This is a genomic window from Propioniciclava soli (genome assembly GCF_038502305.1).
In the GTDB taxonomy this organism is placed as follows: Bacteria; Actinomycetota; Actinomycetes; order Propionibacteriales; family Propionibacteriaceae; genus Propioniciclava; species Propioniciclava soli.
The window spans coordinates 3,463,928-3,477,545 of sequence record NZ_CP115965.1 but is presented as its reverse complement, the minus strand read 5'-3'; the positions used below and the strand labels follow the sequence as shown (position 1 = coordinate 3,477,545).

The following is a 13,618-nucleotide window of genomic DNA, read 5'->3' as shown; positions in this document are numbered from 1 at the left end:
ACGCCGTGCTCGTGGTGCAGGTGTGGCTCGCGACGCGGCTGACGTTCGCCCTGCTCGCGGTGTGGTTGGCGGTGCAGGGGCGGCGCTCGCTCGAGTCGGTCGTGGTGCAGTGGGACGTCGCGCACTTCCTCCTCATTGCCAACGAGGGGTACGCCAACCCGCAGGAGATGGCGTTCTTCCCCGGGCTGCCGCTGCTGCTGCGCGGGGCGGCCGAGCTCGGCCTGTCACCGGTGCTGGCGGGGTGTGTCCTGGCGCTGGTCTGCTCCCTGGTCGCCGCCTTCGCGCTGCGCCGGCTCTACGGTCAGTGGGCCGCCATCGCCTGGCTGCTGGCCCCCACCGCCATCTTCACCGCCGTGCCGTACACGGAGGCGCTGTTCTGCGCGGCGGCGTTCTGGGCGTGGGAGCGCGCCACCCAGCGCCGGTGGGGTGCCGCGGCCGCGCTGGCCGCGCTGGCCTGTACGTTGCGCGTCTCGGGGTTGTTCCTCATCGGCGCGTTGGTGATTCTCGCGCTTGCCCAGGCCTGGGACGCCCGGCGCGCCACCTCGGCGCGCGCGCGCCGCGAGGGCGGGCTCGGCGTCCGCCTGGCGTGGCTCGTGCTGCCGGCGGCCGTCATCGCCGCCTACATCACCTACCTCTACGGCCTGACCGGGTCGTGGACGGCGTGGTTCTCCGCGCAGGAGGCCGGCTGGCAGCGCGGGTTCCACTGGCCGTGGGAGGCGTTGGCCAACCACTGGGAGGTGCTGTGGCGCCCGACGCCCGACCACCCCGAGTGGGTGTGGGTGTTCCGCGCCGAGATGGTCGCGTGGCTGGTCGGCCTCGCCGTGACGGTGGTCTGCCTCGCGCGCCGGCGGGTCGCCGAGGCCGCCTGGGTGGGCGTCCAGGTGCTCGCCTTCGCGCTGTCGTACTGGCTGATGAGCGTCACCCGGGCGCTGCTGCTGTGGTTCCCGCTGTGGGGGCTGCTGGGCGACGCCCTCAGCCAGCGGCGTCCCGGCCGTGTCGGCGTCGCCGCCGCGTGGATCGCCGGGCTGGTCGCCTGGGCCGCGCAGATCGTCTGGGCGTGGCTCTACCTCACCGGCCGGTGGAGCAGCTGACGCGGCTCACCGGACGCACCAACGAGCGCACGACCTGGGTCAGCCGTTCGGTGCGCTGGGCGTTGTCGAGATGGTCGCCGTCGATCAGGGCCGTCACCTCGCCGTGGGTGAACACCGCGAACAGGATTCCCATGGCCTGGGTGGGGGAGGTGCTCAGCTCGTGTGCGAGCCCGGCGAGCGCGTCGGTCAGCACCCGGGCCACCGTGTCCAGCCCCCGGCGGTGCATCGCGGAGTACGCCGGCGCGAACTCCGGCTCGCGGGCGGCGTAGAGCTGCAGCTCCTGGCTGACCAACACCGAGGTGCGATCGGACGGCTGGGTGGCGAGGAAGGTGCGCACCGCCCCGTCGACCAGCTCGTCGGTGGTCGTCGCCCCGGCGGCCAGGGCCACCGTGCCGGCCAGCGCCGCGAGGTTGCGCTGCAGCTGGCGCTCCATGATCGCCACGCACAATTCATCGCGGGAGGAAAAGTTGGAGTAGAACGCACCCCGGGTGAAGCCGGCGGCGTCGCAGATCGCCTCCACGCTGGCGCCCAGCACCCCCTTCTCGGCGATCACCTCCATCGCGGCGACGCACAGCTTCTCGCGCGTGACGGCGCGACGGGGGCTCACCGCCTCGGTACTCATGGCCCTCCTGGGGGAAAGTCTTCATCTGTGGCCCGCGGCCGCATCATGCCCCACCACCCTAGCCGTCCGGACCCCCACCCGCGCGGGGGATCCGCCGACGGCAACCGGCGAGCGGTTGGCCTGTGGGGTTGGGTGTGCCTGACGCTTCGAATACACTCGTGCATCGAATACACATCTGTATCGGAGGCGCGGTGTCCACGTTCATCCATCGGTTGGCCCTGGCGTCTTGGGCCGCGCGCAAGCGCGTCATCGGGGCCTGGCTGGCCGTGCTGGTCGTCCTCGGCGGCCTGGTGGCCTTGAGTGGCGCGCGGTTCGACAACGAGTTCCGCATCCCGGGGGCCGCGTCGCAGGAGGCCCTCGACCAGCTCCGCATGACGTTCCCCGAGGCGGCGATGAGCTCGGCCACGGTGGTGGTGCTCGCGCCGGAGGGCCAGCGAATCACCGACCCCGACGTCCGTGCCGAGCTCGAGGCGGCGGCGTCCGACATCGAGCAGGTCGCCTGGGTGGACACGGTGCAGCTGCCCTACAGCGAGTACGTCGAGGGCCTATTGAGCGAGGACGGGACGGCCGGCCTCATCACCGTCCGGGCCACCCCCGGGATCACGGGCTCCACCATCACCGACGCCGACCGGGAGGAGCTCGTGGCCGCCGCGGACGCGCTGGCGGCGGCGGTGCCGGGCAGCGAGGTCCACGTCGGCGGCGACTTGTTCTCCGCGTCCCTGCCGCACCTGTCGGTCGTCGAGGTCATCGGCGTGGCCGTCGCGATCCTCGTGCTGTTCCTCACCCTGGGGTCGTTCGTGGCGGCGCTCATGCCGCTGGCCAGCGCGCTCGTGGGCGCCGGGCTGTCGACCCTGCTGATCATGGCGGCCTCGCACGTGTTCACCATCAACTCGACCACGCTGATGCTCGCCCTCATGCTCGCGCTGGCCGTGGGCATCGACTACAGCCTGCTCATCGTCTCGCGCCATCGCGACCAGCTGGCCACGGGCATGGACGCCCGGGAGTCGGCCGCCCGGGCCACGGCCACCGCGGGCTCGGCGGTGCTGTTCGCGGGCGTCACCGTGATCATCGCGTTGATCGGGCTCGGCATCGCCGGCATCCCCTTCCTGACCACGATGGGCATCTTCGCCGCCCTGGCCGTGGCCCTCGAGGTCGCGCTCGCCGTCACGCTGCTGCCGGCCATGCTCGGTTTCGCGGGCGAGCGCCTGCGTCCGGCCGCACCCCGCGCGCGTCGGGGCTGGCTCGCCCGCCTGCCGCGGTTCAACGCCTCGGCGTGGTGGGTGGGGGTGGTCACCAAGGTGCCCGCCCTCACGATCGCCGTCGTCGTGCTCGGGCTCGGGGCGCTGACCCTGCCGGCGCAGCACCTGCACCTGGCGCTGCCGAACTCCGGGCGTAACGACCCGGCGGCGGCCGACCGCGTCACGTTCGACGTCATCGCCGAGCGGTTCGGCGTGGGCTTCAACGGGCCGCTCGTCGTCACCGGCTCGATCGTGGAGTCCGACGACCCGATGGGCGTCATCGGCACGATCCGCGACGACATCGAGGCGCTGCCCGGTGTCGAACTCGTCGCCGCCGCCGTGCCCAACCCGAACGTCGACACGATGATGATCCAGGTCATCCCCACCACCGGCCCGGACGACCCGGCCACCACCGAACTCGTCCAGCAACTCCGCGCGCTGGCGCCGCAGTGGGAGGCCGATCTCGGCGTCGCCACGGCGGTGACCGGTTACACCGCCGTCGCCATCGACGTGTCCGATCAGTTGGGGGCCGCGCTGCTGCCGTTCGGCGTCTTCGTCATGGGGCTCTCGCTGATCCTGCTCACGCTCGTCTTCCGCTCGGTGTGGGTGCCGGTGAAGGCGGCGCTGGGCTATCTGCTCAGCGTGGGCGCGGCGTTCGGCATCACGACGCTGGTGTTCAACGACGGCGTCGGACGCCAACTCATCAACCTGGCCGAGCCGCAGCCGATCATCTCGTTCCTCCCCATCATCCTCATGGGCATCCTGTTCGGCCTGGCGATGGACTACGAGGTGTTCCTCACCATGCGCATGCGCGAGGAGTACGTGCACGGCAACCACACCGACGCCGTCGAGCAGGGCTTCGTGCACTCGGCCAAGGTCGTCGTGGCGGCCGCGCTCATCATGGTGAGCGTCTTCGCGTTCTTCATCCCCGAGGGTGACGTCACGCTCAAGCCCATCGCGTTCGGCCTGGCCCTCGGCGTCGCGATCGACGCGTTCGTCGTCCGCATGACCCTCGGCCCCGCCGTCATGAAGCTGCTGGGCAACCACGCCTGGTGGCTGCCGCGCTTGCTCGACCGGCGGCTGCCCGTGCTGGACGCCGAGGGTGAGGGCATCACCCACGCCCTGGCCCTGGCCGACTGGCCGGAAGGGTCGACCGCGGTGATCCACGGGGAGGGCCTGGGTGCGGCCACGCCGCGCGCGACCCTGTTCGACGGGGTCGACCTCGATGTGCAGCCCGGCCACAGTCTCGTCCTGACCGGCGAGCCGCGCGCCCGACGGGCCCTGCTGCTGGCGCTGGCCGGACGCCTCACCCTCACCAGCGGCGATCTCAAGGTGCTCGGCCACGTGCTGCCCCAGCAGGCCGGGGCCCTGCGCCGCGACGCCACGTTCGTGGACGGCGCGGACGACGACGCCGCCCGCGCGCTCACCGATCCGGTCGGCGAGCTCGTCGTGATCGACGACGCCGACCGGCTCTCCTCGCCCGCTCGCGAGGCCCTCGCCGCGCTGCTGGCGCGCTCCGGCGACGACGGCGATCCCGCCCCCACCCTCGTCCTCGGGGCGGCGGACGCCGACGGCGTCCGCGCCCTGCTCCCCACCCGCGTCCGCAGCACCGCAGACGCCGTCACCCTCGGAGGTGCCGCATGACCATCCGTTCCTTCCTCAGCGCCGGACGCTGGCGCACCGTGCTCGTGCTGCTGCTCGTGCCCGCCCTCGTCGCCGGCGGCGTCCTGTGGGGCACCTGGCACTCCGACGCCCGGCTCCGTCAGGTGCAGGCCGCCGTCGTCAACAACGACGAGATGGTCGAGATCGACGGCCAGCCCACGCCGCTTGGCCGCCAGCTCGCGGCCGAGATCGTCGATTCCGACCGCGCCCAGAACGTCACCTGGGTGCTCGCCGACACCGAGCACGCCCGCGCGGGCCTGGCCACCGGGGAATACGCCGCGGTCGTCACGATTCCGCAGGAGTTCTCGGCGGCGGCGACGTCGTTCGCCAAGCCCGTCGACGAGGCGGTCCAGGCGACGATCACGGTCGACACCTCGCCCGTGGCGACGCTGAGCGAAACCGCCGTCGGCCAGGCCGTCGCCTACGCCGCGGTGAACGCGCTCAACAACTTCCTCACCCGCGAGTACCTGACGAACGTCTACCTCGGCTTCGGCGAGCAGCGCACCCAGATGCTCGAGCTTGCCGACGGCACCCGGCAGCTCGCCGACGGCGCCGCCCAGCTCGCCGACGGCACGGACGCCTCCGCCGACGGCGCGCGCCAGTTGGCCGACGGGATGTCGTTGTCGGCCGACGGCGCGGCCCAGTTGGCCGCGGGGCTGGAGCAGGCGTCCGCCGCCTCCGGCGCGTTGCGCGACGGGGCCGGGCAGTCGGCCGCGGGCGCGGCGCAGCTGGCCACCGGGGCGGGCACGCTCGCCGACGGCACGCAGACCTGGGCCGCCGGCGCGCGGGCCTACGCCGACGGCGTCGGGCAGTACACCGGGGGCGTGGCGTCCTTGTCGGACGGGCTGGCGACGTACGCGGACGGCGTGGACACCTACGCCGACGGGGTCGCCGCCTATGCCGGTGGGATCAACCAAGTGCTCTCTCCCGCCCGCTCGGCCCTGGAGGCCCTGCCCGAGTGGGGCGGCTGGCTCACCGCGGCGGACGCCTGGGTCGCCCGGGCGCCGCAGGAGGCCGCGGCGCTCACCGGCCCGCTCACCGACCTCATCAGCCAGACGCGGGCCTTCGTCCAGCGGGTGGCCGGGCTCGCGGAGCAGGGTGACGGCGTGGCGGACGCCCTCACCGCCGCCCGGGGCGCAGCCGATGGGCTCGCGAACGGCGGGGTGACCTGCCCGACCGAGCTGGACGCCGACGCCTGCGCCGCCTACACCGCGGGCGCGATCGCCGCCGCGGAGCAGGTGCGCGACGGGTTGGCCGAGGTCGACGACGCCGACCTGGCCGAGGGGCTCGACGGGCTCGCCGCGCTCGCCCCGCAGATCCTGGCGGCGCTGGACGAGTCGCAGACGGCCGTCGACGGCCTGACCGGCTGGGCCGGTGAGCTGCAGGCCTCCTACGCGGAGGTCAAGGCCGCCCTTCCGGCCGGCACGCCACTGACGAAGGACGACACCCTGGCCGTGCTCGACCAGCTCGTGAGCGCCGGCGACCAGCTCACCTCGGGTGGGCAGCAGCTCGCCGGCGGGGCCGGTGAGCTCGCCGACGGCGCGGATGCGCTGGCGGGCAGCGGCGCCGCCCTGGCCGGCGGGGCAGGCGACCTGGCGGGCGGGGCGACCCAGCTCGCCGACGGCGCGGGGAGCCTCGCCGGCGGTACGCGGCAGGTCGCCTCCGGGCTCGGCCAGCTCGCTGGCGGTGTCAACGCCTACACCGGCGGGGTGGACGCCGCGGCGTCCGGCGCGGGTGAACTCGCGTCCGGGTTGGGGCGGCTCGACGAGGGCAGCCAGCAGCTCGCCGGGGGCCTCGACGCCCTCGCCGAGGGCGGGCAGCAACTCGCCGACGGCACCGACGAGCTCGCCACCGGCGTCGCCGCAGGCATCGACCAGATCCCGAGCTACACCGACGACGAGGCGGCCACCATGGCGTCCGTGGTGGCCGCCCCGGTGGACGCCGATCCGCTGGCGGGGCTGGCCCGCCCGGGCCTGGCGTACGCGAGCCTGCTGCTCGTGCTGGCCCTGTGGCTCGGCGCGATGGCGACCTTCGCGGCGCTGCCGGCCCTGACGCCGCGGGCCCTCACGTCCCGGGCCAGCGACGTGCGGCTCCTGGCCGGTTCCCTGGTGCCCGGCGCGGCCGTCGTCGCGGTGCAGGCGTTGCTGCTGGGGGTCGTCGGAGCCGTGGTGCTCCGCCTGCCGCTGGGGGCGTCCGCCGCGCTCGTCGGGGTGTTGCTGGTGGCCGGGGCGGCGTTCGCGCTGGTCAACCACGCGCTGGCGTCCCTGCTCGGCAACGTCGGCCGGTTGATCGGCCTCGCCCTGGCGCTGGTGACGCTCGTCGTCGCCTCCACCGCGGCACCCGGGGTGCTGGACGCCGCCGCCGTGCTCTCCCCGCTGACCCCGGCGCTGGACGCCGTCCGCTCCGTCGGGGTGGGCACCAGCCCCGTCATCGCGGCGATGACGCTGCTCGGCTGGGCGGCCGTCGCCTTCGTCGGATCCCTGGTCGCCGTCCACCGGACGCGCACCGTGCCGCTGGCGGCGCTGGCCGCCTGAGGGGCGGGCCGGCGGGGGGCCGGCTCAGGCCGGCGGGGCGTCCGTGCCGCCGGCCGGCTCGCCGGGGTGCGGATCCTGCAACGGCAGGGGCGGCTGCGGAGGCAGCGGCGGCAGCTCGACGTTGCGTGCCGCGGCCGCGCGCAGGGCGACCTGGCGCTGGAAGTCGGCCTGGGTCGGCATGCCGTAGGCGCGGGCCGTGGTGTCGTGCAGCTCCACGACCTTGTTGTAGAGCCGCTCGGTGTAGCGCGGGGCGGACTCACCGGGCAGCGCCCGCTGCGGGTGGCCGAACACAATGTGGACGGGTGGGCGTCCGGGCACCGGCAGGTTCTGCCCATAGGGCATCGCGGCGTACGCCCCGACGAGGGCGATGGGGAGAACCGGCACGTCGTGTTGGATGCTCAGCGCCGCGACGCCGTTCTTGAACTTCGCCATGGCGCCCGTCCGGCTGCGGGTGCCCTCGGGGTAGATGAGCAGCGGCACGCCCTCGTCCAGCAGCTTGCCGCTCATGCCCTGGTGCGCGCGCATGCCGCCGCGGTCGATCGGGTAGGCGTTGAAGAACAACCGGGTGGGCAGCGACTTGATCTTCTGCTTGAAGAAGTAGTCGGCCGCGGCACCGGCGGCCAGGTTGCGCGAGAGGCGGCGCGGCAGCGAGCCGAAGATCACCGTGGTGTCGACGTGGCTGGAGTGGTTGGCCACGATGATGAACGGCGCCTGCAGGTCGTCCAGGTGACGCTCGCCGTGCACGTTCACGCTCAGCGCCGACCACACGTACGGCTTCATCACGAACTGCTGCGCGACCCGGCGGGCCAGGGCCTGGGGGGTGGCCGAGTACTTGCCGAGGTCGTCGGCGTCCTCAGGCATCGATCCCTCCCCTCGTCACCGGCCCCATTGTGCACCACCGGGCCGGGTGCGCGGGCACCGCGTCACGGGGTGCGCCGGCGACGGTCGCGACCGATCGCGCCCGAGAGGGCGCGCACCAGCGGACGCGGCGCGAGCTGCAGCGCGATCGCCATGGCCTTCCACCGCTTCGTCGGCAGCGAGACGACGCGGCCGGCGTCCGCGTGGGCCAGCGCCTCGCGGACGCAACGGTCGGCGTCCACCCAGACCGCGGTGGGGATGGCCGAGGTCTGAATGCTCGCGCGCTCGTGGAACTCGGTGGTGACCCAGCCCGGGCACAGCGCCGTGGCGGTCACGCCCGTGCCGCGCAGCTCGCCGGCGAGCGCCTCGGTGTAGAGCTTCACGAAGCTCTTGATGGCGGAGTACTCGCCCTGGGTCACCCAGGCCGACAGGGAGGCCACGTTCAGCACGCGGCCGTGCCCGCGGGTCACCATGGCGCGCGCGGCCGCGTTCGACAGCACGACCACCGCCTCGCCCATCACGGCCCAGGCGCGGTCGTGCTCGCCGAGATCATCCAGGAGCGACGCGGTGGGGCCGAACCCGGCATTGTTCACCAGCAGGTCGACGCGCTTCTCGGCGCTGGCGACGCGCTCGGCGACCCGGTGGAGGTCATCGGCGTCGCTGAGATCGGCTTGCAGGGTCTCGACGGCGACGCCGTGGGTGGCCTGCAGCTCGGTGGCGATCGTGGCCAGGCGGTCGGCGTCCCGGGCGACGAGGACGAGGTCGTCGCCGCGCGCGGCGAGCTGGCGGGCGAACGCGGCACCGATCCCGGCGGTCGCGCCGGTGACGAGGGCAGTGGACATGCCGCCCAACCTACCCGGCGGGCCCGGCCGGGGCGTGTCGTAGGGTGCGGCCATGGGCGCGGAGAGGTCGGTGACGTGGGACGACGTGGCGGCCCAGGCGGAGCGGCGGTACGCCGCGTCCGGGGGCGTGCTCGGCTGGGCCGGAGACCTGCGGACCACCCTGACCCGGTTGGCGCGGGCGTGGGAGTTGCGGCCGCTGGAGCTCTACGACTCCGGGATCGGCCACCCCGTGGTGCGGGTCGCGTGGCCGGCGGGCGAGGCCGTCCTCAAGGTGGCGCCGCCGGACGATCTGCGGGCCCAGACGCTGGTGCTTGTGGCCGACGGTGGCCGGGCCTACGCGCGGGTGCTGGCGGTGGACGAGGCGGCGGTGCTGCTGGAACGCTTGGGTGCTCCGCTGCACGCGGCGGTGCCCGACCCGCTGGAACAGCTGCGCATCCAGGCGCGGCTGCTCCGGCGGGCCTGGGAGGTGCCGCTGGCGGTGGGGGAGCGCGTCGGCTCGAAGGCTGCTGGGCTGCTGGGCATTCTGGATGCCCACGCGGGGCTCGGTGCGGAGGTGCCGCACGTGCTGGAGCGCGCTCGGGGGCTGGCCGAGGACCTGGCGGTGGGCGAGTGCGCCGAGGTGGTGTGCCACGGCGACGCCCATTCCGGCAACGTGCTGGCGCGGGGTGGCGGCTCGTTTGCGCTCGTGGACCCGGACGGCTTCGTCGGCGAGCGCGCCTACGACCTGGGCGTGACGATGCGCAGCTTCCTGCCCGAGGTGCACGTGGGTGGTGCCCGGTTCGTGGCCGACTGCGCCGCCGTGTTGGCCGAGGAGAGTGGTGTCGAGGCCGACCGCATCGAGGCCTGGGCGTTCGTCGAGCGGGTCACGACCGGGCTGTTCCTGCGCCTGCTCGGCCACGGGGACGAGGGCGCTGCCCAGCTGGCGTCCGCGGCGTTGCTGTGTGGGGCGCGGTGACGCGTGGGGAGCCTGCGTCCCGATGAGCCGGGACGCGCCTCGGCCAGCGGGCGCCGTCCCTAGGCTGGGGTCAGTGTCAGGGTGATGGCACCGCTGTTGCGGTGGTTGGATCCTGATCATCAGTCGGCTGGCTCTTAGGCTGGGTGCCGGGAGCTCCGTTGGTGGGGTGTGGCGTGCATGCGTTTTGCCGTCGACTGGTGGGAAGGAACCGGCCGGCGTGGCTTGATAGGAGCGTGGCATCGCCCCCACTGAGATGTGTCCGCCGACCGGTCCCGACCGTCCCTCCACTGATCAGGTGAAAGGAGGCAACCACCATGGTTGTCGTTGGTGCGGATGTACACAAGCAGACCCATACGTTCGTCGCGGTTGACGAGGTCGGCCGCCAGGTGGGGCAACTCACGGTGAGGGCCACCAGCGAGGGGCACGCGAAGGCGTGGGCGTGGGCGACGCGGGAGTTCGGGGGCGAGTTGGTGTGGGCGATTGAGGATTGCCGGCACTTGTCGGCCCGTTTGGAGCGGGATTTGTTGACGGTTGGGCAGCGGGTGGTGCGGGTGCCGCCGAAGATGATGGCTGAGCAGCGTCGGGTCGCGCGGACGAGGGGTAAGTCTGATCCGATTGATGCGTTGGCGGTGGCGCGGGCGTTCTTGCGGGAGCCCGAGCTGCCGGTGGCGTCTCATGATGAGGGGTCGCGGCGGTTGAAGCTGCTGGTTGACTACCGTGAATCGTTGGTGTCGACCCGGACCCGGATCATCAACAGTTTGTTGTGGCGGATCCATGAGCTCGACCCTGAACGGGCGCCGGCGCCTCGATCGTTGGATCGTCAGGTGACCCAGCGGGTTTTGCGGGACTGGTTGGTGGGGCTGTCGGGGGTCGTGGCCGAACTTGCGTTGGCCGAGCTCGACGATGTGGTCGCGCTCACGGGTCGGGTCAATGAGTTGGAGCGCCGGATCGCTGCGATCGTGGTGGTGGCGGCGCCGTCCTTGGTGGCGTTGCCCGGGTGTGGAGTTTTGACCGCGGCCAAGCTGGTCGGGGAGGCGGCCGGTGTCGGTCGGTTCGTCACCGAGGCCAAGTTCGCTCGACATGCTGGGATCGCGCCGATCCCGGTGTGGTCGGGAAGGACGGAAGGGCGGGTTCGGTTGACTCGGTCTGGGAACCGGCAGTTGAACGCCGCTCTGCATCGGATCGCGGTCACCCAGATCCGGTTGGCTGGCAGCCTCGGGAAGACGTACTACGACAAGAAGAAGGCCGAGGGCATGTCCACATCCGAAGCCCTACGCTGCCTGAAACGACGCCTCGCCCGCATCGTCTACCAAGCCCTCAAGACCGACCACGAAGCGGCACTCGGGACTCACCTCCCGATGGCCGCTTGACATAGGAGAAACTCATGTACCGGCACGTGTTCTGGGATCTCGGCGGCACCTTGGTCGACACCTATCCAGCGCTCGACGCGGCCCTCGCGGGGGTGGTGGCCGCGCGCGGCGGTCACGTCGGGGTCGCGGAGGTGGCGCGGTTGACGCGGCGCTCGACGGGCGAGGCGATCGAGGCGTTGGCCGCCCGCTTCGGCATCGACGCGGCGGCGTTTGAGCGGGCGAATGCGGAGCTCAAGGAGTCGTGGGAGCGGACGCCGCCGCCCGCCATGGCCGGGGCCGCCGACCTGCTCGCCGAGATCCGCGCTGCCGGCGGGCTGAACCTCGTGGTCACCCACCGCGACCGCGCCTCCGCCACCGCGCTGCTGAAGGGCCTGGGGCTCGAGGTCGACGACCTGGTCTCGACCTCCGACGGGCACCCCCGCAAGCCCGATCCGACGATGTACCGGCTGCTGGTGGAGCGCCACGGGCTCGACACGGGGGAGTGCCTGGCCGTGGGCGACCGGCCGCTCGACGCCACCGCCGCCCAGGCCGCCGGGATCGATGCGGTGATGCTGGAATCCCCCGAGGCGCCCGTCGACGACGACGCCCGCTATTCGGTCACCACTCTGGCCGGGGTCCGGCCGCTGCTGTTTCCGGCCGCCTCCCCCGCCTGATCCGACGACGTCCTGCATCGGACCGGCCGCACCCGTGCCGGGCACGGGGATCCGCGACGGTTTCGTGACACTCGATTTCGGAGCGCTGCAAGAAACCCCAGTGGGACTGGAGAAGTGAAGGGTCAATCAAAATCGAGTGTCATGAAACCGTCGCGATGTCTCGGAGAGGGCGGCCGAGGGCGGTCGGTGCACCTTGGTGCCGCGCTCCTCACGTGGCACTTCACCTCACGTGGCACCTCACCTCACGTGGCGCACTGGGCCTCCAAGTGGCACCTCACCTCACGTGGCGCACTGAGCCCTCACGTGGCGCACTGAGCCTTCACGTGGCGCACCTTCCCCTCACGTGGCGCAGCGCGGCTCACGTGGAGGGCCTTGGACGGGCCGCCACGTGAGCTCAGCTGCGCCAAGAGACAGCGCAGTGCGCCACGTGGAACCACGGTGCGCCAAGTGGTGCGTCAAGAGATCTGGTGCGCTGAGGGAGAGCGCCCTCTGACAAGGGCGGAACGCCAGGTGACCCCAGGCCGCTGGAACACCCATCCCAGCGCCCGGAGGAGGCGTCACAAACACGCCCCTGTCACCGGCTCACCGGGACAGCCCCGAAAACCTCAGCCCGCGATGACTGCGGAGACCTCCCGGGCCATCTGGAGCTCCTCGTTGGTCGGCACGACGAGCACGGTCACCGGCGAGTCGTCGGTGGAGATCACCCGTGGCTGCGAGCTGCGCTCGGCGTTGCGCTCCGGGTCGAGTTTCACGCCCAGCCCAGCGAGGCGTTCGCAGACGCGGGCCCGGATCACCGGGTCGTTCTCCCCGACGCCGGCGGTGAACGTGATCGTGTCGACGCCGCCCAGGATGGCCATGTAGGCGCCGATGTAGTGCAGCAGCCGGTGGATGTAGACGTCCAACGCGATCTTCGCCCGCTCGTCGCCGGCCTCGATCTTCGCCGAGATGTCGCGGAAGTCCGAGGCCCCGGCGAGCCCGATCATGCCCGCCTTCTTGTTCAGCAGGTTGTCGATCGCATCGACGCTGAAGCCGGCCTCGCGGTGCAGGTAGAAGATCAGCCCGGGATCGACGTCGCCGGAGCGCGTCCCCATCACCAGGCCCTGCAGCGGGGTGAGGCCCATCGAGGTGTCGACGGCCACGCCGTGGTCGATCGCCGAGATCGACGCCCCGTTGCCCAGGTGGCAGACGATCTGCTTCAACGACTCATAGTCGACGCCCAGCGTCTCGGCCACCGTGTGCGACACGTAGTTGTGCGACGTGCCGTGGAAGCCGTACCGCCGCACGGAGTACTGCTCGGCGATGCCGGTCGGCACCGCGTAGGTGTAGGCCTCCGGCGGCAGCGAGCTGAAGAAGGCGGTGTCGAAGACGGCCACGTGGGGCACGTTGGGCAGCGCCCGACGCGCGCCGCGGATGCCGGCGATGCCGGGCGGGTTGTGCAGCGGGGCGAGCGGCGACAACTCCTCCAGCGTCTCGATCACGTGGTCGTCGATGACCGTGCTGTGGGTGAGCTTGTCCCCGCCGTGCACGGTGCGGTGGCCGACGGCCTTCACCTGGTCGAGCGCGGGGCCGTGCTCCTCGAACATCGTCACCATGGCGGCGAGCGCTACGGTGTGGTTCGGGTACGACTCCTCCTCGGTGAACGTCTCGTCACCGACGGTGTGCTTGATGCGGCTCAGCTCCTGGCCTATCCGCTCGATCAGGCCGGTGGCCAGGACGCGCTCGTCGTCGGCGTCGATCACCTGGTACTTGATGGAGCTGGAGCCGGCGTTCAGCAGCAGGATGGGCGTGGACAC

At 72.4% G+C, this 13,618-nt stretch carries 10 protein-coding genes; 6 read left to right on the top strand and 4 right to left on the bottom strand.

Going from position 1 to position 13,618, the window contains the following annotated elements; translation table 11 throughout:
* Positions 1 to 5: 5 nt before the first annotated feature.
* Entirely contained in the window at positions 6 to 1,091 is a 1,086-nt protein-coding gene (locus PCC79_RS15730; protein ID WP_342372390.1) for a mannosyltransferase family protein, read from the top strand.
* Here PCC79_RS15730 and PCC79_RS15725 read toward each other — a convergent pair.
* Positions 1,069 to 1,713, bottom strand: coding sequence for a TetR/AcrR family transcriptional regulator (locus tag PCC79_RS15725; RefSeq protein ID WP_232547130.1), 645 nt, complete (start codon positions 1,711 to 1,713; stop codon positions 1,069 to 1,071). The two genes, PCC79_RS15730 and PCC79_RS15725, sit on opposite strands and share 23 nt — an antisense overlap.
* A gap of 191 nt (positions 1,714 to 1,904) precedes the next feature.
* On the opposite strand from PCC79_RS15725, the gene PCC79_RS15720 reads away from it, so the two are divergent.
* Positions 1,905 to 4,595 (top strand): MMPL family transporter, encoded by a 2,691-nt coding sequence (locus PCC79_RS15720; RefSeq protein WP_342372389.1) that lies wholly within the window; start codon positions 1,905 to 1,907, stop codon positions 4,593 to 4,595.
* Positions 4,592 to 7,147: a YhgE/Pip family protein gene (locus PCC79_RS15715; protein ID WP_342372388.1), complete on the top strand. Its 2,556-nt coding sequence runs from the start codon at positions 4,592 to 4,594 to the stop codon at positions 7,145 to 7,147. The genes PCC79_RS15720 and PCC79_RS15715 overlap by 4 nt, the downstream gene beginning before the upstream one ends.
* Before the next feature lie 24 nt (positions 7,148 to 7,171).
* On the opposite strand, the gene PCC79_RS15710 is transcribed toward PCC79_RS15715, so the two are convergent.
* Together PCC79_RS15710 and PCC79_RS15705 are read right to left on the bottom strand one after the other, a co-directional pair.
* Positions 7,172 to 8,008, bottom strand: a complete 837-nt coding sequence (locus PCC79_RS15710; RefSeq protein WP_342372387.1) for a lysophospholipid acyltransferase family protein — start codon at positions 8,006 to 8,008, stop codon at positions 7,172 to 7,174.
* A gap of 62 nt (positions 8,009 to 8,070) precedes the next feature.
* Positions 8,071 to 8,847, bottom strand: coding sequence for an SDR family NAD(P)-dependent oxidoreductase (locus PCC79_RS15705; RefSeq protein WP_342372386.1), 777 nt, complete (start codon positions 8,845 to 8,847; stop codon positions 8,071 to 8,073).
* Positions 8,848 to 8,899: 52 nt separating this feature from the next.
* Here PCC79_RS15705 and PCC79_RS15700 point away from each other — a divergent pair, with 52 nt between their 5' ends.
* The 3 genes from PCC79_RS15700 (at position 8,900) to PCC79_RS15690 (ending at position 11,825) form a co-directional block, all read left to right on the top strand.
* Positions 8,900 to 9,802 (top strand): aminoglycoside phosphotransferase family protein, encoded by a 903-nt coding sequence (locus PCC79_RS15700; RefSeq protein WP_232547135.1) that lies wholly within the window; start codon positions 8,900 to 8,902, stop codon positions 9,800 to 9,802.
* Positions 9,803 to 10,116: 314 nt separating this feature from the next.
* Entirely contained in the window at positions 10,117 to 11,172 is a 1,056-nt protein-coding gene (locus PCC79_RS15695) for an IS110 family transposase (RefSeq protein ID WP_342372385.1), read from the top strand.
* 14 nt (positions 11,173 to 11,186) lie between these two features.
* Entirely contained in the window at positions 11,187 to 11,825 is a 639-nt protein-coding gene (locus PCC79_RS15690) for an HAD-IA family hydrolase (protein WP_342372384.1), read from the top strand.
* A gap of 605 nt (positions 11,826 to 12,430) precedes the next feature.
* Here PCC79_RS15690 and PCC79_RS15685 read toward each other — a convergent pair.
* Positions 12,431 to 13,618: an acetate kinase gene (locus tag PCC79_RS15685; RefSeq protein WP_342372383.1), complete on the bottom strand. Its 1,188-nt coding sequence runs from the start codon at positions 13,616 to 13,618 to the stop codon at positions 12,431 to 12,433.

Excerpts from the sequence above, each read along its gene's own strand:
- PCC79_RS15725 (WP_232547130.1), bottom strand. The coding sequence starts at position 1,713 with ATGAGTACCGAGGCGGTGAGCCCCCGTCGCGCCGTCACGCGCGAGAAG.
- PCC79_RS15715 (WP_342372388.1), top strand. The coding sequence starts at position 4,592 with ATGACCATCCGTTCCTTCCTCAGCGCCGGACGCTGGCGCACCGTGCTC.
- PCC79_RS15710 (WP_342372387.1), bottom strand. The coding sequence starts at position 8,008 with ATGCCTGAGGACGCCGACGACCTCGGCAAGTACTCGGCCACCCCCCAG.
- PCC79_RS15705 (WP_342372386.1), bottom strand. The coding sequence starts at position 8,847 with ATGTCCACTGCCCTCGTCACCGGCGCGACCGCCGGGATCGGTGCCGCG.
- PCC79_RS15700 (WP_232547135.1), top strand. The coding sequence starts at position 8,900 with ATGGGCGCGGAGAGGTCGGTGACGTGGGACGACGTGGCGGCCCAGGCG.
- PCC79_RS15695 (WP_342372385.1), top strand. The coding sequence starts at position 10,117 with ATGGTTGTCGTTGGTGCGGATGTACACAAGCAGACCCATACGTTCGTC.
- PCC79_RS15690 (WP_342372384.1), top strand. The coding sequence starts at position 11,187 with ATGTACCGGCACGTGTTCTGGGATCTCGGCGGCACCTTGGTCGACACC.